The 19,790-nt window shown below is 44.4% G+C and carries 11 protein-coding genes; all 11 read right to left on the reverse strand.

Going from position 1 to position 19,790, the window contains the following annotated elements:
- The coding region (locus tag AC5FEC_RS08295) for a SpGH101 family endo-alpha-N-acetylgalactosaminidase (protein ID WP_493661882.1) at window positions 1-8,216 on the reverse strand (8,216 nt) is incomplete at its 3' end.
- Between the two features lie 710 nt (window positions 8,217-8,926).
- On the reverse strand, window positions 8,927-9,841 hold the full coding sequence (locus AC5FEC_RS08300) for a TDT family transporter (protein WP_493661883.1): 915 nt from the start codon (window positions 9,839-9,841) through the stop codon (window positions 8,927-8,929).
- 48 nt (window positions 9,842-9,889) lie between these two features.
- Window positions 9,890-10,747 carry a GNAT family N-acetyltransferase gene (locus tag AC5FEC_RS08305; protein ID WP_493661897.1) on the reverse strand — a complete coding sequence of 286 codons (858 nt, stop codon included), beginning with the start codon at window positions 10,745-10,747 and terminating at the stop codon, window positions 9,890-9,892.
- A 50-nt stretch (window positions 10,748-10,797) separates the two neighbouring features.
- Entirely contained in the window at window positions 10,798-12,663 is a 1,866-nt protein-coding gene (locus tag AC5FEC_RS08310) for an ABC-F family ATP-binding cassette domain-containing protein (RefSeq protein WP_493661884.1), read from the reverse strand.
- The gene (locus tag AC5FEC_RS08315; RefSeq protein WP_493661885.1) at window positions 12,660-13,865 is read right to left on the reverse strand and encodes a CCA tRNA nucleotidyltransferase; all 1,206 of its coding nucleotides are present in this window, start codon (window positions 13,863-13,865) and stop codon (window positions 12,660-12,662) included. Before AC5FEC_RS08315 ends, AC5FEC_RS08310 begins: the two co-directional genes overlap by 4 nt.
- Window positions 13,862-14,629, reverse strand: coding sequence for a 4-hydroxy-tetrahydrodipicolinate reductase (gene dapB / locus AC5FEC_RS08320; protein ID WP_234550592.1), 768 nt, complete (start codon window positions 14,627-14,629; stop codon window positions 13,862-13,864). The genes AC5FEC_RS08315 and dapB overlap by 4 nt, the downstream gene beginning before the upstream one ends.
- A 47-nt stretch (window positions 14,630-14,676) precedes the next feature.
- Window positions 14,677-15,525 carry a DegV family protein gene (locus AC5FEC_RS08325; RefSeq protein WP_493661886.1) on the reverse strand — a complete coding sequence of 283 codons (849 nt, stop codon included), beginning with the start codon at window positions 15,523-15,525 and terminating at the stop codon, window positions 14,677-14,679.
- Window positions 15,526-15,527: 2 nt separating this feature from the next.
- Window positions 15,528-15,902: a DUF1149 family protein gene (locus AC5FEC_RS08330; protein ID WP_037617102.1), complete on the reverse strand. Its 375-nt coding sequence runs from the start codon at window positions 15,900-15,902 to the stop codon at window positions 15,528-15,530.
- A gap of 140 nt (window positions 15,903-16,042) precedes the next feature.
- Window positions 16,043-18,004, reverse strand: coding sequence for a PTS fructose transporter subunit IIABC (locus AC5FEC_RS08335; RefSeq protein ID WP_493661887.1), 1,962 nt, complete (start codon window positions 18,002-18,004; stop codon window positions 16,043-16,045).
- Window positions 18,001-18,912, reverse strand: a complete 912-nt coding sequence (gene pfkB / locus AC5FEC_RS08340; protein ID WP_493661888.1) for a 1-phosphofructokinase — start codon at window positions 18,910-18,912, stop codon at window positions 18,001-18,003. The genes AC5FEC_RS08335 and pfkB overlap by 4 nt, the downstream gene beginning before the upstream one ends.
- Window positions 18,909-19,652 (reverse strand): DeoR/GlpR family DNA-binding transcription regulator, encoded by a 744-nt coding sequence (locus AC5FEC_RS08345; RefSeq protein ID WP_493661889.1) that lies wholly within the window; start codon window positions 19,650-19,652, stop codon window positions 18,909-18,911. The genes pfkB and AC5FEC_RS08345 overlap by 4 nt, the downstream gene beginning before the upstream one ends.
- Window positions 19,653-19,790: the final 138 nt, after the last annotated feature.

The raw sequence follows: 19,790 nt of genomic DNA on the forward strand, positions 1-19,790 counted from the left end.
TCACGTTCAACAGTGGTAAACGGTAGAGTTTCTGTCACAATATCCAAGCGTGGTTGCTCGACAACAAGATTCTTAACGCCTTCTGCTGGTGTCACCTGCTCAACTGGCTTGCCAACTTCCACAATCTTGTCGACTGGGTCTTTAGAAACGAAGCTGTCGCGAGTCACACGGCTGGTTTCCTGACCATTTTCGATGGTCACTTCAACTAGCGTTGTCTTCTCGCCGTCCTTGCCTTCTTGGACAACTTTTCGCGCGCCCGTAGGCAATTGTGCATTTTCACGTTCAACAGTGGTAAACGGTAGGGTCTCAGTCACCACATCCAAGCGTGGCTGTTCCACGACCAGATTCTTAACGCCTTCTGCTGGTGTCACCTGCTCAACTGGCTTGCCAACTTCCACGATCTGATCGACTGGATCTTTAGAAACGAAGCTGTCACGTGTCACGCGGCCAGTTTCTTGACCATTTTCGATGGTCACTTCAACGAGCGTAGTCTTCTCTCCGTCCTTGCCTTCTTGGACAACTTTTCGCGCGCCCGTAGGCAATTGCGCACTTTCACGTTCAACAGTATTAAACGGTAGAGCTTCTGTCACAATATCCAAGCGTGGCTGTTCGACTACTGGAATCTTAACACCTTCGTCTGGAGTCGTCTTATGAACTGGCGGGGTAGCTGGCGCATCTTCTAAGCTATTGAGATAAGTTGTAAATTCTGCCAAGCGAGTCGGAGTTAACAAGTGGTTATTTATTACGTAAGCAGCCACCTGCAAGAACTCTTCTACTGCTTCACGATTAGCCTGACTTGTCAACGTCTTAGCACGCGCAAGAGCCTTATCATAAGCACTTGTGTCCAGAGCAGCCTCGCTTGTTGTTGGTAGATTAAAGACTAGTTCCGCTGCTGATTGGTATTCATTTTCACTATCGCCATAAGTCTGAGTACCTGTCAAGACAATCTTCTTAGCCTTGATGACCCGACCAAAGTCAATGGTCTTAGCTGCTGCATTATTTGGCCAATTATTGGCTGAGAAGCGGTGTTCTTGGCCTCCTTCGTCCGTCACCACCAAGGTAACATTTCTAAGATTACCATTGGAGCCTGAAGAGCGTGGCACATAGGTCAAACCTGTCAAATCAGTTGGTTCTCTCAAGACCATAGTAGCTGGTTTATTAGCACCGCCACCTGACCACGGTGTATGCCATAAGCTAGAGCGGTTGCCATCAAAGGCTTTAGCCAACTCTTCTCCTGGCTGTGCAGGAGCTTCCAGAGATTCAAAGTCTGCTGCTTTGAGGGAAGTCTTCTTCTCTACCAAGGCAGCCTTGAGGTGATCCACTGCAGCGATTGCCTGTCTAGCAGCATCAACTGAGATGTCATCATCCTGCTGAGTCAGATTATAAACCGCATCTTTCAGCGCATTCATAGAATCAGTAGTGTAATTCGTTCTGGCAACTAGTTGCAGATAGTTATTCACTGCTTCGTCAATCAGCATCTTACCTGTCAGCTCGACTTCTTCAATTTGCAGACGATCCATTACAAAGTCATTGTAGCCACGGAAGTTTGCTTCTCCGCCTGCATCGCCATTTGTATTGCCACCTCTAGCGGTAGAATAGATACCAATCCAAGTATTGCCATCTGGCGCTCCCGTAACGAGGAAGGTCGCTCTTTTAGCTTTTTGTGAACCTTTCCAAGTGTTTGGAAGTTCATGCACTTGTGCATTACCCAGATCGCTGATCCATTGGTTTCCTGCCTGCTTCCAAGTCACTTCACCATTACCGCTGACAAAGGCATATGTGCCATCAGAACCAGCTTCATAATCAAAGGTTACTCGATAAGTCTTGCCTGCTTCAAAGCGGAAGTTTTGTGGGATGGTTTGGTAAACCATGCGTTGACGGCTAACCAGACCATTAGTCTTGAGTGACCAGTCGCCCTCGATAACATCATCAATCTTCTTACCATTCCAGCCACGTTGTGTATATGGTGCATTCTTTTCTGATAAGTGAGTCCGATTGTCCTCGACACCTTCGACACCACCAATAACAAATGGGAAGATTCCTTGACCAACATTTTCAAAGTTTTGTTTGAAGACACCTTTTTGGTTATCATGACCGCCGGCATACATTGTAGAATTATTCTCAAAGACTCGAATTTCATCAAAGTAAGTTGCTTTTTCACCTGCTTCACGGCTCAGGGTCAGGGTCACATTGGACACGTCATCACCTGTCGTGAAGTAAACATACATATTTTGGAAATAGCTGGTATTGTCCACTGTCGCATTGCTGCGGTTGGTATTGTGGGCATAGGCCTTCACATAGTTTTGAGCAATAGATTTATTAGTATAGTTGGTGATTGTCTTGCCACCTGATTGGACTGTGATACTTGCCTTAGCATCACTTCTATTATCCACTCCGACATAAGCAGCATACTTAGTATTTGGCTTGAGACCCGTTAATTTCTGAGTCAGAGTCACAGTACTTGTATTGTTTTGAATACGGAGCATATCATTGGCACCCTGTGACTTGACAATCTCAGCCTTAGACTTGTCGCCTGTAATTGTCCAATAATCCAGCTTGCCACTGTTGAAGCCTTGATCATAGATATGCATGCCTTCGCTCCAAGACATTTCCTTGTTGACCTGTCTTGTACGATAGAGAACGTATGGCTGATTTGCCAAAAGATCCAGCGTCAGCTGATTATTTGTGACAGTCAGCTCTTGCTCTTCAACCTTACCTTGGTCGGTCAGCTTATAGAGATAGACTTTGTCATTCCAATCACTCGGCAGGGTCCAAGTTGTCTGACCTGCTTTTGTATTGTAATAATACATCTTTTCTTGAGCTTTTTCCAGCTTCTTACCGTTGGCATCCCAATTCCATGGTACTAAGTAGGCAGATCCATCTTGAATCACGCGACCATTGAGAGTGACTGTTCTCTCACGATAGCCTGGATTTGCCACATCGTTTGATTTACGGCGAATAGTAACTTGATTGTTGTCCTTGTCTGTCAGACCGATTTCCATTTCTGGTGTCCACTTGTAGCTGCCGCCATTATCATTCATGGTAACCGGATTACCATTCTTCCATGTTGTGACAGTGAAGTGTTGGAAATACTTGGTCATGACATCATGAGCAAAGAGGTTGGTCACGTAGCCATTGTAGTCACTCCGTCCTTGCCAGCCCTCAAAGTCCTTCATGCTGTAACCGCCAAGAAGTGGATAGTTGGCTGCGCCGCCATAGGACGGATAGTCACCAATCCAAGAATCTTTTTGGTGATTGCGGATAAAGCGGACGATGCTGCTGTTAATCCCCTTGTTAGTATAGCCACCATAAGTCAAGTCAGCTGCCCAGTGCTGGAAGGTTGAGTCATACTCACCACCATGTCCCCACTCAATGGTGAAGCGCCAGCCTTGTTGATTGATTTCTTTTGCCAAGACGTGAGTTGCCCAAGCACCATTATCACCTGACTGACCATTACCCCAGACATCGACATAGATAAAGTCTAATCCTTCGCCAAGTTTTTCCTTCAAATCTTGCCAACGTTTGAGACGACCATGAGCGAGGTCATAAGCAGCATCAATATTGATACCTTGATCCAGCCAGTTCCAGCCATAGCTATAGCTACCGTCAGGATTCTTGCGTAGGATTTTTTCTTTGAAGTATTTGGATTCCGGATAGGTTTCTGATGCGTTGACGTGGATACCGATGTGAGCACCGTATTCCTTAGCCCTAGCAATCAAGGTCTTGAAATCTTCAACTCCACCGATTCGTTTACCGATATCTGCATAGTTCAAGTGGCCAGAGTCATGCCCTTCATTTCCATAGCCTTTCAAGAGGACACCTTGCCCCAGTCCATCGGTATGAAGATTGATTTTCTTAATACCATCCAGAGTCATCAGGAATGGATTTTGAGCTTGAGAGCCAAAGTTCATAGCAATCCGATAGGCGGTGATGTCTTTGACCTTTTCCCAGCCTTGCGGGTTGTTCATGATTTGACGATAAGCTACAGCCGCATCCTGCCAGTCAACTTGGTTGTCCTTGTTAGCATCTTCGGTCACGACCACCTTAGCACTTGGCAATTCTAGAGTATAATCTGGATAAACAATACCTTTATGTTCTCTTTGCCATTGCCATGGTGAGCTCTTGATTGCAACATAGTTGGCCTTACCCACTGTTTGCTTGTAAGCAGTCAAGCGTGTAAAGTCATTCGAACCGCCGCCAAAGCTGTTTTGAGAGTTACTCCATACACCAGCCGCCAGCTTGTCTGTTGAGACAAATCCGTACATGTAGCCCTTGCGCAGGTCTGACATCGGATTGGTCACATTGATATGGTCATCTCCGCTGACATGGGTATTGTTGGACATGGTCGCCCCATCAAACTTAGCACCAGCCTGCTCGCTAGATACAGATACCAACGCATTGTCAGCAAAGTTGATAGAAGAAATCAATTTTCTAACATCATCGATTGGTTTACCAGCTTCGACTTGGTTATGGTTGACGATTCTTGTCACATCAAAGTGCAGTTGGTTGTCCACTACTTTCAAGCGAACGGTCATTTCTGCATCAATCAGATGCTCTGGATCCTTCAAGACTAAATCATACTCAGCTGTCTGCTCATCAACCTTGCGGTAAGTCACTTTCGGCTTGATAGCATGTGAGTTGATGGTGACTTGATCCAGCTGTTTGACTTGACCTGTCAGTATGTGCTTGTTGACTGTATAGCTCTTGACGCGTGGGAAGGCCTTATCAATCAGCACTTCCATCGTTGCTGAGTGAATCTTATCATAAGTGACTTTAGAGTCATCTACAGCAGGTCCTGTTTCCTTTTCTCCTGTCGGCTGAGTTGGAGTCATGCCTTCTTGGTTATCTGTCTTTATCAAAACAGAAGTCAGTTCAGTGCCCTGATAAGTACCAGCCTTGACCAAAATCTTGCGCTCATTCTTGAGATTCTCCTTAACTGCAGCTGGCAAAGTCACTGTATTAAAGAGTTGCTCGCCATTATTGGTCGCATTGAGCTGGCCATCTGCTTTCAGAGTTACCACCAAGTTATTGCTTGAACCTTTTTTCGGTGCTGGTACACGAGTCTGACGATACCAAGCGCTGTTGCCATTGCCTGGCGTTTTATATTCCCAGAACCAGCCTTCTTTGTCATAGCCGACAAAGACATTGTTTGACGTATCTTTAAATTTCATAAAGACACCAAAGCGGCCATGGTTTGTTTCAGAATTTTCTACAAAAGTTAAGTTGACGCTGGCATTTCCTTCTTGATCCACCTGCAAGCCTTCTTTCTGGAAGAGGGCTGGATTTTGATTGTTATCATGAGTAGATTTTGAAGAAAGCTGGTTATAGCGGACACCGTTCTTCTCAACTGTAGTGACGGTTCCATGCTGCTCTGTTGTTCCAACAGGAGTCCACTCAGCTGTCTTCTTAGCTGCAAATCTTGCCACTAAGTCAGGATCTGGAACCGTCGGTGTCGGTGCAATATAAGGTGTGACTGCTTCTGGAGCCGAACCTGCAGCCGGAAGTCTCGTTCCCACTACAGAAACAGCTAGATTATGAATACTTTCGATGCTGCCTGATTTCAGCTTAGTAATCTTTTGACCAGCCGAATCATCATCTGCGTAGAACAAGAGTGTCTTGCTGTCCGCCTGAGTGACAAAGGTAGCTTCTTTACCGTTTTCTAGTTCAAATACCGGTGCTTCATTGACAATCACTTCGTGATCAAAACGCAGGGCAACGAGTCCTTCTTCTGTGTTTTTCGCGCTGACTACCTTAGCCTCTGTCGGATAAACACTGTTTTTCAGCAAGAAATCCCAGTTAAACTTCTTGAAGGAGAGAGTATAGTCATTTTTATTCCCTTCCGCTCCTTCATAAAGCAAACCAAACTCTTGATCATTGATTTGTTGCAGAGAGTTGTAGGCAAATTTTCCTTTATTGATTTCCCGATGAGCAATCCAAGTCAGATTGCCAGCCTGATCCACTCTGGCAACTCGAACATGGCCATTATTTCTGTCAGGTCCGCTGGCATTCGCCAAAATCACATATTCTTGTCCATCTTTGACTGTGCTAATCGCTGACATTTGTACATAGACATCAGGCACATCTTTGTAGCGTTTCACTTCAGGAAGCCAAGTAGCACCTCCATCTTCACTGGTTGCAACCTGCAGGTCTCGCGTCAATCCACGCATGAACATTTTCAGCTGACCGTTTGCTAATTGCACGACGGTTGCTTCAGTGTTTTGAGCCGAAGGATGATTCATGGTGCTGGATTGAATCTCTGCATTATTCACTCTGCGACCATCGTTGACTGCTACCCCAGAATGCCAAGTTTGTCCATTATCGTCTGAATAGATAACACGAGAAGACTGAGAACCATGTAAATGGGAAGATTCGTTAGTCGAATAAGTCGGAATAACCAAGCGTCCTTTGTGCGGGCCTGTATGGAGGCGAATACCTGTACCAGGCCCAACTCCATAGAACTTCATCCAGTTTTCCTTGACCATAGGAGTAATATCACGTGGAGCTGACCAAGTTAGTCCATCATCTTTACTCACTGATGTCCACAGATAGCTAGTCCGAGCGACACGGAAAGGCGAATCTTTCTTAGTCGTGAAATAAATATTATCAATCAAGCGATCACCATCATAAAGGTCACCTTTATCTCGATAGTCCTTTTCCTGTGGATTGACCACTACACGATAGGTTGTCGCTGCACCATTTGCATCATAGACTGTTCCATTTTCGCGAATAGTGTATTTTTGACCATTTTCGTGATAAAGAATCTGATAAACCTTGCCATCGATCGTTGTATAGGCTTCTTCGTTTTTAGCAGGTAGGTCAAAAACAGCCCGCCCTTCTGTAAACATATCATAGATGGCATGAATGGTTCCGTCTTTATCCTGAACCATAGCCACATCAATCGTTACAGGAGATCCCTGATTCGGATCCGTTGCTTTGGGATTATTGCGCAAATTGACAATCGTCTTTTCTGGTCCCCAAGTCTGACCGCCATCTGTACTACGGCGAATAACCGTTCCGATATCTCCCCAGTCTGACGCATGCAGGCAACGCTGATCCGCGGCTGCAATCAAGGTGCCTTTCTGAGTCTTTAACAAGGCTGGGATTCGATAGCTTTTAATTCCTTGACTATTAGCCTGACCGCCAGCTCCGCTCTCAAATACATCTGTCTTTTCACTCAGGGAGGCACCAGGAGCTAGCTGTCCTTCAAGTTCTTTCCGCTTGAAAATCTGGCTACGCTGAGCTACTTCCTCTGGTGAAAGAGCACGGTCATAGACAGTTAGATTTCGAACGGCAAAAGTCCCTGGCCAATGGCTTTGCTTACCACGTACTGTAGCGCCCAACTGCATATTGGTCAAGTCTGGCATGTCACTCAAGAATTTCCCTGACTGATAGCTGGTTCTTGATAGGACACCATTGACATAGAGACGCACGCGGCCTTCTGGCGAATCTGGATTCAGTCTTTCTACTGTATAGGTGATGGAGTTCCATTGACCCGCAGTTACTTTCAAAGGGGCATTGTTATAATTTTCATAGAATTGCTGCCCATTGCGATCACGACCTTCGACAACTGCTGTTCCATTATTGACCGCAAGAGTAAAGTATTCGTTGACATGAGAGGAGCTAGAAGCAGAGAATACACTATAAAACTTTGGCGAATTTGCATCTGGCTTGAACTCCAAATGAACCGTTGCATTCTTTAATTTTTTCACCTTATCAAGATCACTGGATAGGTCTTCTTTAGGGTGATCTGTTTTGTTAATCGTGATGTCTTCTTTTTCCAAGACAGGTTTGACATTCTTTAAAGAACGGGAATAATAGTCTCTTTCAACCGTTTCTTCTGTCTCAGCAACCGTATCAGAAGAAGTATCTGAGGAGGCACCTGTATCTGTAGATGGCGATGCAGGCGCAGGTGTAGCTGCATTTTCTGTAGATACTGGTGCAGTAGCAGTTGCTGCTTCAGGAGCCTTATCCTCTTTTTCCACCTTTCCATTTGCCTCAGAAGATGTTGCCTCTCCCGTAACTTCAGTAGCAGGAGGTGCCACACTTGGTTGAGATACCGCAACTACTCCTGCTGGGCTAGTTGGTGTCTCTGCTAGACCGTCAGCAGATACTTGATTGGCCCCAAACAAGACCGCTCCAATCATAACAGAGCAAACACCTAACGTTAGCTTGCGAATTCCAAACTTATATCTTTTATCAAATAAATCTCTATTCATTTGACAACCACTGATAGTAAGCGTTTACAATTTATCCTAAATTTTTCAGGATACTGTAAAACCCTTCTATCCCTTTCTTTTTATGTTAATATGTTGATTTTAATATATCAAATATTTTAAGAACTGTCAAATTATTTTACAGCAGAAAATTAGATTCTGCTTAGAATAAAGATAGAAAAATATTCGTTTGAAGTGGAACCACACCATGTCACCTCACTTCAAACGAATGTTCAATCATTGCTCAAAAATCACTAGCCAAGACTCACTTCGCCTGTACCATAATCAAGCACATTAGCAGATTGCATATTGGCCAAAGAGAGATAGGACACCAAATAAAAACGACTGCATCTACAGCCGTCGAGTTTATTTCAAAATATATTTTTTGTGCTCTTCTACTACACAGCTTCTATCCAAGCAACGGTTCAGTTCTAAGCTTCTACCTTGCTATTTTTTCATAGTTCTTTAAAAAATGGCTGGCGCTTCCGCTTCAGGGCACGAGATCCAAACTCTTTTCCTATCAATAGATGAGATGGCTGGACAAGATTCAAAGTTCATGACCGCAGAAACAGCCATTATCCTTTCCTTTTTTACACAATTTATCACCCAAAATCCTACTGTTCACAATGGCTATCACATAAGGCAATTTGAGAAACTCCCATTTTTCCCTTATTACAAATCTTACTATATAAAGCATAAAATCGTAGAAATCTTTACTTTCCAAAAATATCCTTTAGATATAAGAATGCAACATAAAGGACAACAAGCAGAGCTATCAGAATTTCAAAAACAAGCAGAATCTGCCCAGCTAAACCTAATTCTAATACGTTTAAAGATTGCTTCAAAGCCACAGCCGAAATGACCAAAGGGAAGGTAAAGGCAGAAAAACCTGCTGAAAAAGGACGATTGAGCAAACGAGGAAGTTGCCACAAAATAAAGGCATAAAAGCATTGACCTGAAATCAAGAGCAAACTCAACAAGACAAGATTTGGCTGAGGAAAAGTAGCCACATAAGCCGCTGTCATCAAGGAAATAGGCGCACAAATCGTTGTTGTATTCGGGCGAACATTCTCTGCTAAGCCGATTTTATAAGTCTTATAAAGGACGATTGGCAAGACCGAGATAGTCGCTAAAAGTCCATACCAAAAGACCAGTTGCCCCAAAGCCAACTGTTGAGGAACTGCAATTGTCAGAGGAGCGACACCGATCCCGACAAATAAGACCGTCCAAGCCGGAAAGACGTTCTCCCACTTGAAAGGGAAGACAAAGGTCAGGATATAATAGACCATCAAGAAAACCAGCCCGCTAAAGCTGAGCCACCACAGCACTTGCGCACTAATTCGGGCAAAATTTCCCAAAAAAGTCCAGCTCTTTAAATAAGTCGAAGCCACCATTCCCTGCATGAAAAAGGTAGGGAAGACCGAGGCCACTAGCGCTTGACCTAGTTGCTCTTTGACTTGCTTGCTGTGCGTCAGCATTCCCATCATTAGATGGAGGAAAAATAAGAATGCCAGACTTGCCAAAAGATAACGCAAGAACTGACTGACATCACCGACTAAATTTCCCAAAGCCAATAAGCCCAGCACCAAGCCAGCCTGAACCAAGAAAGGCTCTTTTCTCTTTATCATAAACAGATCTCCTGACCTCCATGTCGCTCTTCTCTGAAGGTTAATTTTTTATTTTCTCTTTAAATAAACTGTTTCCGATTTTCGTTTAAAGCCCAATCTTTCATACAGCCTCAGGGCACCTGTGTTCTGGGCTTCTACGACGATTTGACAGACTTGTCCATTTCGGCTAGCAAGGTCATTCAGGATAGACCTGACTAGGTGACTCCCTAAGCCCTGTCCCTGAAAGGCCTGATCCACAGCTAAGGCAAACAGATAATTGCTACCAAAACTTGTATCAACTGAGCAGGACGCCACAATTTGACCATCTTTTTTCAGGACATAGAGCAGGCTATCTGGGCTCTCCAGCGCTTGACTGGCATAGTGAAGCGCAGTCTCCATCGGCATTTCAAAAATCTGCGACTGAAAAGCTGCAATCTCTGCAACCATTTCCGTTCTCCCCAGTAAAACTTCTACGCCTTCTTTTTCTTCTTCATGGAAAGTCCCCGCCGCCTGCTCCAGCCAGATTTCCGTTTCTTTCAAATCATAGTCAAACATCTCAGCAAAGGTCAGATGGTCTGCTAAAAACTTGACTTCACTGATGTATTCGATTTGGGATAAATCGTATTTCTCTGCAATTTTGGAAAATTCCTGCAAAAGAGCACTCGCTATGCCTCGTCTGCGATAGTCGGGCAATACATAGACAGATACCTCTGCTTGACCTGGCTCATCCGCATAAACTGATAAAAAACCGACCGTTTGATAATCTAAATTTGCCAGAAAAAAGGCTGGCATTTCTGCATCAAAATTATAGGCATTATCCAAATAAGGAAGTCGATAAGTCCCATCTGTAACGTGGCAGCTTTGAACCAGCTCAAAAAGCTGATCCTTGATTTCCTGACTAGGCTGGCTATAAATCCTAATTTCCATCATTCTCCCTCACAAACTTGTATCCATAACGAATGTACTGCGTAACTGTCCTACTCCAACTCACTCAGATACTCATAGCGCTCATACTTTTCAAGAAGCTGCTCATTCTTGTCATCCAGCTCCTTCTGAAGTTCCGATAGCTTGGTAAAGTCCGAGCCATTCTGCTCCATTTCCGTCTCAATGGCTTCGATGCGTGCCTCCAGCACCTCGATATCCGCCTCGATGGTCTCCCACTCTTGCTTTTCAAAGTAGCTCATCCGCTTCTTCTGCTCCCGCTCCTTGACTGACTTTTCCTTTTCTTTCTTTTGGGAAATAGCTGCGCTGGACTGTCTAAAAGCCTTCTCATCCAGATAGTCCGTGTAGTTTCCAAAAAACTCTCTGACCTGACCATCCTCAAAAGCTAAAATCTTACTGGCTACCTTATCGAGGAAATACCGATCGTGACTAACTGTAATCACCGGTCCTGCAAAGCCCTGTAAGAAATTTTCTAAGACCGTCAAGGTTGCGATATCCAAATCATTGGTCGGCTCGTCCAGAAGCAGGACATTGGGCTTTTCTAGTAAAAGCTTAAGCAGGTAGAGCCGCTTCTTTTCACCGCCAGACAACTTCTCAATCAAAGTGCCATGGCTTGAGCGAGGAAAGAGAAACTGCTCCAAGAGCTCGGCAATAGATGTTGTGCCACTGCCAGTCTTAACCTCTTCTGCTACTTCTTGCAAGTAATTGATGACCCGCTTGGACTCATCCAAGCCTTCAATCTGTTGAGAGAAATAAGCCACTCGGACTGTCTCGCCGATTATAACCTGACCAGATTGAGGCTGCAACTGACCAGCAATTAGATTGAGCAGAGTAGACTTGCCCACTCCATTATCTCCGACGATGCCCAGTCGATCTTTGTTTTGCAGCAAGAGATTGAAATGCGACAAAATCTGTTTGTCTCCGTATGCAAAATCCACATCTCTAAACTCAATGACCTTTTTTCCAATACGACTGGTTTCAAAGTTCATCTCTAAGTCCGTCTGATTGGTCTGACCAGACAAATCACTTTTGAGGTCATGGAAACGATTGATACGTGCCTGCTGCTTGGTCGCTCGCGCCTGAGGCTGACGGCGCATCCAAGACAGCTCCTGCTTGTATAGCTGCTGTTTCTTGTGTAGCAGGGCAGCATCGCGCTCATCCTGCTCAGCCTTTAGTCGGACATAGTCCTGATAATTGCCCTGATACTCAATCAAGCTTCCGCCGTCCAATTCAAAAATCCGCGTGGAAATATTGTCCAAAAAATAGCGGTCGTGTGTGATAAAGAGGACGGTCTTCTTTGAGTTTTTCAGGAAATTTGTCAGCCACTCAATCGTATCAATGTCCAGATGGTTGGTCGGCTCATCTAACAGCAGCAAGTCTGCTTCGGAAAGCAAAACCTGCGCCAACTGGACCCGCCGACGTAAACCACCTGAAAGCTGGCTGATTTTTGCTGCCAAATCTGAGATACCGAGCTTGGATAGGACTGTTTTTACCTGACTCTCAATTTCCCAAGCATGCAGCGAATCCATTTCTGCCATGACCTTGTCTAGACGAGCCTGCTTGGCTTCATCATAAGCAGCCATGAGCAGTTCGTATTCTCGAATGAGCTGCATTTCTCGCAAATCACTGGACAAAACAGTATCCAAGACCGTCTTCTCTTCATCGAAGTCTGGTTCCTGAGTCAAATAGGAGATTTTATAGTCAGATTTTGCTGAAAAAGGATAGACATCACCATCAAAGCCTGATTTGCCAGACAAGACATCTAAAAGGGTGGTCTTTCCTGTCCCATTGACTCCAATCAGTCCGATTCGATCCAAGTCGTGAATGATAAAAGAAATCTCTTGAAAGACTGTCTTATCCCCGACAGATTTACTCAGCTTTTCAACGATAAAGTCACTCATCCAACTTGCTCCTTAATAAAGTTCATTATTTCTTCCTTACTATTTGCCAATTCTCCGTCGACAATGGCCAATTCAATTTTAGTCAGGATTTGTCCCAATTCTGGTCCAGGTTTAAAGCCGTATTCTCGAATCAAATGACTGCCTGTCACCACAATCTCATGTTTATCATGAATTGTCAGAGCAGAATGTGTCGCTTCAATAGCCTCAAACTCAACTGGCAAGCCTGCGGCCTGTCTCAAACTTTCAGCTTGCAGAATCAAATCCAAATCATACTGATAGCAATCGCGCTTAGAAAGGCTCCGTTCCTGCCGAATCTCATAAACAGCTACCAGCTGATTCACTCGCTTTTGAAAGTCATTGGAGGTTTTCCAATGTTTCAAAAACTTCCGAAGATCTTTTACCTTCAAAGCCAGCAGAAGCGCAGCCCAAGCCTGCTCGGAACTGAAAAACTGAAAATCTTCTACTAAACGGTCTAGTAGTTCCTGCAAAACTTCTGCTGAATTTCTCATATCAGGAAGAAAGTCGTAGGCAGCAGCGTTGATCAAGCTCTCCAAACCTTTCCGCCAGAAAGGAGACATCAGCAGCTTGTCAAACTCGATAAAAATCCGCTCTACCGAAATCTTCTCTAAAAGCGGCGCGCAATCAGCCATTGCTTGAAAAGTCAACTCTTCCAAATCAAAGTCTAGACCAGCCTGAAAACGAAAGCCTCGCATGATGCGAAGAGCATCTTCATTGAAACGCTCTGCAGCCACTCCGACTGCCCGCAGAATACAATTTTTCATATCTGCCAAACCGTTAAAGAGGTCCACAATCTCCCCCTCTTGGTCTAAAGCAAGGGCATTGATTGTAAAATCCCTGCGCTTCAAGTCCTCTTCCAAAGAGCGCACAAAAGAGACCTGACTAGGCCTGCGGTAGTCCACATAGACATCCTCAGTCCGAAAAGTCGTTATTTCGTATTCTCCCTGGCCTTCCAAGACCAGAACTGTTCCATGCTCAATGCCGACATCAACAGTCCGAGAAAAAATTGTTTTGATTTCCTCGGGATAGGCCGAACTAGCAATATCCACATCGTGAATCGGACGATTCAACAGAGCGTCTCGTACAGAACCACCGACAAAATAAGCCTCAAAACCAGCCTCTTTAATCTTCTCTAATACTGGCAAAGCCTCCTGAAACTCAGAAGGCATCTTCTCTAATCTCATAGTAAATGTTCCAATCCATAGACCAATTCAGAGCGCTTCACTACCTCTTTGATACCCAGATTTACCCCAGTCATAAAGGAAACCCGGTCATAGGAGTCATGCCGCAAAGTCAGCCCTTCTCCTTGACTACCAAAGATAACTTCCTGATGAGCAACCAAGCCCGGCAAACGCACTGAGTGAATCCGCATACCGTCAAACGCTGCCCCACGGGCACCAGCCAACGATTCTTCCTCATCAGCCGCTCCCTGCTGCTTACTCGTCCGAACTTTGCTGATCAATTCAGCTGTCTTGATAGCCGTGCCGCTCGGTGCATCTTTCTTATTGTCATGATGCAGTTCGATAATCTCCACATCTGGGAAATACTTGGCTGCTTGAGCTGCAAACTGCATAAGCAAGACAGCTCCCAGAGCAAAATTCGGTGCAATCAAACCGCCAAGCCCCTTTTGACGAGATAGCTCTGTCAGCTCTTCAATCTGATCAGGCGTGAAACCAGTCGTTCCGACTACCGGTGCAAAGCTATTTTCAAGAGCAAAGCGGGTATTTTCATAAGCAACTTTTGGAGTCGTAAAGTCAATCCAGACATCTGCTTGGAGACCTGTCAGTTCCTCTTTAGCATTAAAAACCGGAACTCCTGCTACTTCTTTTTCATCTGTGAAAGGATCCAACAGACCAACCAAAGACAACTCAGGATCTTCTGTTACCATCTTATAGGCTGCTTGGCCCATCTTCCCTTTAAAACCAGCAATAATGACTTTTATACTCATCTCGAACCTCTACTCTCTATTTCTTGACTAGCTGCCCTGCGGAATCGCTACACAAGCGGCATGTAAGCCAAAGCGACACTGCCTTCGCCCAAGTGAGTTCCAATCACACTGCCAAAGGTAGCAAGGGAAATATCATCTGCCACACCAGCCTCTATCAGCTGCTGGCGCAAGCTTTCCGCCTTCTCTTCAGCATTTCCATGAATCACGATAACTTGATAGGAACCCGTTCCAGTTCTTTCCTCAACTACCTCAAGCAACCTCTTGGTCGCCTTCTTTTCCGTCCGAATCTTTTCAAAGACTTCGATGACACCCGCATCGTTAAAATACAGAATAGGCTTGATACTCAGGAGATTGCCCAGAATAGCTGCGCCATTAGACAAGCGACCTCCCTTAACCAGATGATTCAGGTCGTCAACCATGATAAAAGCGCTGGTCCCATCGATTTGCTGCTGGATTTTGGTCAAAATTGCTTCAAAATCCTGCCCTTCCGCGGCCCAAGTCAAAGCATTTTCAACCATGATCCCCAGCGGAGCACTGGTGATTTTTGAATCTGGAAAGGCGATTGCCAATCCATCAAATTCGTCCTTGAGGTACTGGATGTTTTGATAAAATCCGGAAATCCCACTGGATAAAAAGAGACCCAGCACATGAGTATAGTCCTTACTGGCAAGGCTAGTCAAAGTTTCCTCCAGCTCTGCAATACTAGGCTGGCTAGTCTTTGGCAATTCATCTGCGGCAGCCATTTTCTCATAGAACTCACTGGCTTTCAGATTTTTTCCTTCTACATAAGTTTCACCAGCAATCACCACTGGAATATCTAAGACAAACAGATTTTCATTTCCCAGAAGATTCTCTGATAAAAAAGCAGAGGAATCCGTTATAACCGCTAATTTCATTATTAGAACTCCAAATTAATACCTGGCAAATCCAAAGCAATTTCCGTCACTTCATAGGTCAGACGATTGAGCATAGTCAAACAAGGACGAGCCAATTCCTCCACTTCATTTTGATCAAATTCGCTAGGTTCTTGGACCAAACGCCCCTGAATATGGTTGGCCTGTGAAATCGTTCCGCTGATGACAAAGTTATCAAATACAATCATGAAAGTCAAAATGACAATCAAAGAGGTTGTTTGAGTTTCCTCATTCCGCTCAATTAGCTGAAAATTCACATCAACCTTTGTTTCTGGTGTTCCATTTTCTTTTTCCCATTCAAAGTTGCGCGCGTCAAAATGATATTGGCTAACAAATTCTTGTTCACGTTGTAAATTCATTACTATTCTCCTAAAAATATACGATAGCCCATTATATCATAATTCTATGGGACTTTCTACCTATACTTATCAGCAGAGGGTATGAATCATGCAAAAAAATAGAATCTCGGTTGAGATTCTATTTTCATTCAGTCTAAAGATTATTTTTCCAATGGCTTGCGCAGGAATCCAAAGATAATACCGCTGACTACTGCACCAATCAAGACATACACAAGGTAAAGGATTGGGTTGTTGGTCAAACCGATTACGAAGATTCCTCCGTGAGGAGCCATAAGTTTGATGCCAGATAGACCGACAAGCGCACCTGTAAGAGCTGATCCTACAATAAAGCTTGGAATAGCACGGGCTGGGTCAGCAGCTCCAAAAGGAATCGCACCTTCTGTGATGAAGGAAAGCCCCATGACAATGTTGGTCAAACCTGAATCACGTTCTTCGGCAGTAAATTTATCTTTGAAAAGCAGAGTTGCTACGAATACTGCAAGCGGTGGAACCATTCCTGCTGCCATAACCGCTGCCATCACAGGTGAACCACCAGTTGAGACAGTGCTTGCCAGTGTACTTGTACCAAATACATAGGCTGCTTTGTTAACTGGTCCACCCATATCAACTGCCATCATACCGCCGACCAAGAGACCTAGAAGAACAGCAGAACTTCCGCTCAGACTTGCAAGGAAATCATTGAGAGCTGTGTTGATAGCTGACATTGGAATATTGACTGCCAGCATCAGGAATCCAGTCACTAAAACACCAAGAAGTGGCAAGAGCAAGATTGAGCGAATACCTTCAAGTGAGCGAGGCAGACCAGCAAGAAGCTTGCGAAGGACTAAAATCACACCACCAGCCAGGAAACCGCCAACTAAAGCTCCGAGGAAACCAGATGACACACCTGCTAAAGAGAGTGTTTTCTCACCACCCGCAGCATAGGCCACACCGCCAAAGGATGCACCGCTACTAGCAATCGCTCCAGCTACGAAACCGGAAACCAGACCTGGCTTTTCAGCGATTGAATAAGCGATGTAACCAGCTAAGACTGGCAACATGAAACCAAAGGCTGCTGCACCAATTGCTTTAAACTGTGCCGCAATTTCATGATAGCTTCCTAGGTTGGACAGTTGGTCTTGTGGCACACCCAAAATTTGATCCAGCAAGAAGGCGATGGCAATCATGATACCGCCCCCGATAACGAATGGCAGCATTTGTGATACCCCACTCATCAAGTGCTTGTAAAAGGCTCCGCCTAGACTCAGTTTTTCATTGCTGCTTGCTACTGCAGCGCCACCGTTGGCAGCCTTGTAAACTTCAGCATTTCCTGAAAGGGCTAGATTGATGAGTTCTTCTGTCTTGCGGATACCGTCTGCAACTGGACGATTGATTAAAGGCTTGCCGTCAAAACGATCCATTTCAACAGCCTTGTCTGCTGCGATGATAACTGCTTTAGCTTTCTTGATGTCTTCTGCTGTCAATTTGTTGCCGACACCGCTGGCACCGTTGGTTTCAACCTTAATGCCAACGCCCATTTCAGCAGCAACTTTCTGCAAAGCTTCTTGAGCCATATAAGTATGGGCAATCCCTGTCGTACAAGCTGTAACCGCTACAAGGAAGTCCCCTCCCTCAGTTGCAGGAGCAACAGTTGCTGGTTCAGTTGCCTTTTCAGACGCTTGGTCAAAAAGAGCAATAACTTCATCTGGCGAAGATACCTTACGCAATTTTTCAGCAAAACCATCTTTCATCAGGTATTGGGACAATTCAGCCAAGGCAGCCAAGTGAGTATCGTTAGCACCTTCTGGAGCAGCAATCATAAAGAAGAGATCCGTCGGCTGGCCATCCAAACTTTCATAGTCTACACCTTTATTTGACTTTGCAAAGAGGACCGTTGCTTCTTTTACTGCAGCATTTTTGCTGTGAGGCATGGCAATTCCATCTCCCAAACCAGTTGAAGTCAGAGCTTCACGCGCAAGAATTCCTTCCTTGAAAGTTTCAAAATCTGTCACATAACCATGTTTGACAAGACTTTGAATCATCTCTTCGATAACTGCTGTCTTTTCAGTTGCCTGCAAATCCAGCAACATGACATCTTTTCTCAGTAAATCCTGAATTTTCATCTTTTTTCTACCTCTACTTTTTCATAAGTTTCTTTGATATAATCAGCTGTTGCTAAATCATCTGAGAAGGTGGTGGCTGTTCCGCAGGCTACACCCCATTTGAAGGCCTCTACTGCATCGCCTGAACGGATGAATTCTCCAGTAAAGCCTGCCACCATGGAATCTCCAGCCCCGACAGAATTTTTCACATTTCCCTTGATGGGCTTAGCAAAGTAAGCACCATCCTGAGTCACCAGCAGGGCACCGTCACCCGCCATAGAAATAATGACATGTTGGGCACCCTTGTCTAAGATTTGACGGGCGTAGCTTTCAATCTGATCCAAGTTTTCCAGCTTAACGCCGAAAATATCGCCGAGTTCGTGATTGTTTGGTTTAACCAAAAGTGGCTCAAATTCTAAGGAATCCAGCAAGGTTTGTCCTTCAAAGTCACAGACTACTTGAGCGCCAGTTTTTCGGGTCAAACCAATCAGTTCCTTGTAAACAACATTTCCTAGATTCTTAGGACTGCTGCCGGCAAAGACTACCGTATCAGCTGGAGACAATGAAGAAAGGATTTCCTTGAGCTCAGCTAGCTTTTCAGTGGAAATTTCTGGACCGGGTCCATTAATCTCTGTTTCAGCATCCGCCTTAATTTTGACATTAATACGCGTATCCTGATCCACTTCGACAAAATTGCTGGCAATCCCTTCGCTGACCAAGTTGTCTGTGATGAATTTCCCAGTAAAGCCGCCAATAAAGCCCGTTGCTGTATTTTCAATTCCTAGTCGTTTGAGAACACGACTGACATTGATGCCCTTACCGCCGGCAAACTTATCATCACTGTCCATCCGGTTGACACTGCCTAAATTGACCTTGTCCAAGCGGACGATATAGTCAATGGAAGGATTTAGTGTGACTGTATAAATCATGCTTCTATTACCTCCGTTTTTTCTTTAATCTTTTGAATCACTTCAGATTCAATTTGATTCGTAATAAGTCTTGCACGCGAAATTGGTGCGACTTTTACAAAAGATGTCTTCCCCAGCTTTGAAGCATCAGCCAAAACATAGGTTTTCTTAGCATTTTCCAGAATAGCCCGCTTAACTGCTCCTTCTTCCATATCCGGAGTCGTGTAAAAAGAACTATCGATGCCATTCATCCCTATAAAAGCCTTATCAAAATTTAATTGACCAATCTGATTCAAGGCAACACCTCCAATACTGGCGTCTGTTGAACGCTTCACGACACCGCCAATGATAACAGTGGGAATATTCCGTTCAACTAACTTTGTAGCATGGTGGATAGAGTTGGTTACCACTGTAACGCTTGGATCATGTAATTCATTGACTAAAAGCTCATTAGTCGTGCCGGCATCAATAAAAATCACATCGTATTCCTGAATCAAATCTGCTGCTTTTTGAGCAATTTTGGTCTTTTCTTGAATGTTTTTGATAGATTTTTCTTGATTGCTTTCTTCTTCTTGCAAAAAATGAAGACTCTCCGCACCACCGTGAACACGTCTTAACTTACGCTCACCTTCAAGCTCATCCAAATCTCTTCTAACAGTTGATTCTGAAGTGTTTAAAGCTTGCACCAGATACTCTAAAGAAACAAATTTTTCTTTAGTCATAGTTTCTAGGATGACCTGCTTTCTCTCCGACTTCAGCATAGAACACCTCCTCTGCAATCGATTACACTTATATTATACATGATTTGAAATCAAAGTCAAGCACTTTCTGTCATTTTCTTTCAAAATATAATTCATTTATCTAAAAATACAAAAAAGAAGCCTGCTCAGACTTCTTTT

The organism is Streptococcus sp. STC1396 (assembly GCF_058933875.1).

Excerpts from the sequence above, each read along its gene's own strand:
- AC5FEC_RS08300 (WP_493661883.1), bottom strand. The coding sequence starts at position 9,841 with ATGATAAAGAGAAAAGAGCCTTTCTTGGTTCAGGCTGGCTTGGTGCTG.
- AC5FEC_RS08305 (WP_493661897.1), bottom strand. The coding sequence starts at position 10,747 with ATGGAAATTAGGATTTATAGCCAGCCTAGTCAGGAAATCAAGGATCAG.
- AC5FEC_RS08310 (WP_493661884.1), bottom strand. The coding sequence starts at position 12,663 with ATGAGTGACTTTATCGTTGAAAAGCTGAGTAAATCTGTCGGGGATAAG.
- AC5FEC_RS08315 (WP_493661885.1), bottom strand. The coding sequence starts at position 13,865 with ATGAGATTAGAGAAGATGCCTTCTGAGTTTCAGGAGGCTTTGCCAGTA.
- dapB (WP_234550592.1), bottom strand. The coding sequence starts at position 14,629 with ATGAGTATAAAAGTCATTATTGCTGGTTTTAAAGGGAAGATGGGCCAA.
- AC5FEC_RS08325 (WP_493661886.1), bottom strand. The coding sequence starts at position 15,525 with ATGAAATTAGCGGTTATAACGGATTCCTCTGCTTTTTTATCAGAGAAT.
- AC5FEC_RS08330 (WP_037617102.1), bottom strand. The coding sequence starts at position 15,902 with ATGAATTTACAACGTGAACAAGAATTTGTTAGCCAATATCATTTTGAC.
- AC5FEC_RS08335 (WP_493661887.1), bottom strand. The coding sequence starts at position 18,004 with ATGAAAATTCAGGATTTACTGAGAAAAGATGTCATGTTGCTGGATTTG.
- pfkB (WP_493661888.1), bottom strand. The coding sequence starts at position 18,912 with ATGATTTATACAGTCACACTAAATCCTTCCATTGACTATATCGTCCGC.
- AC5FEC_RS08345 (WP_493661889.1), bottom strand. The coding sequence starts at position 19,652 with ATGCTGAAGTCGGAGAGAAAGCAGGTCATCCTAGAAACTATGACTAAA.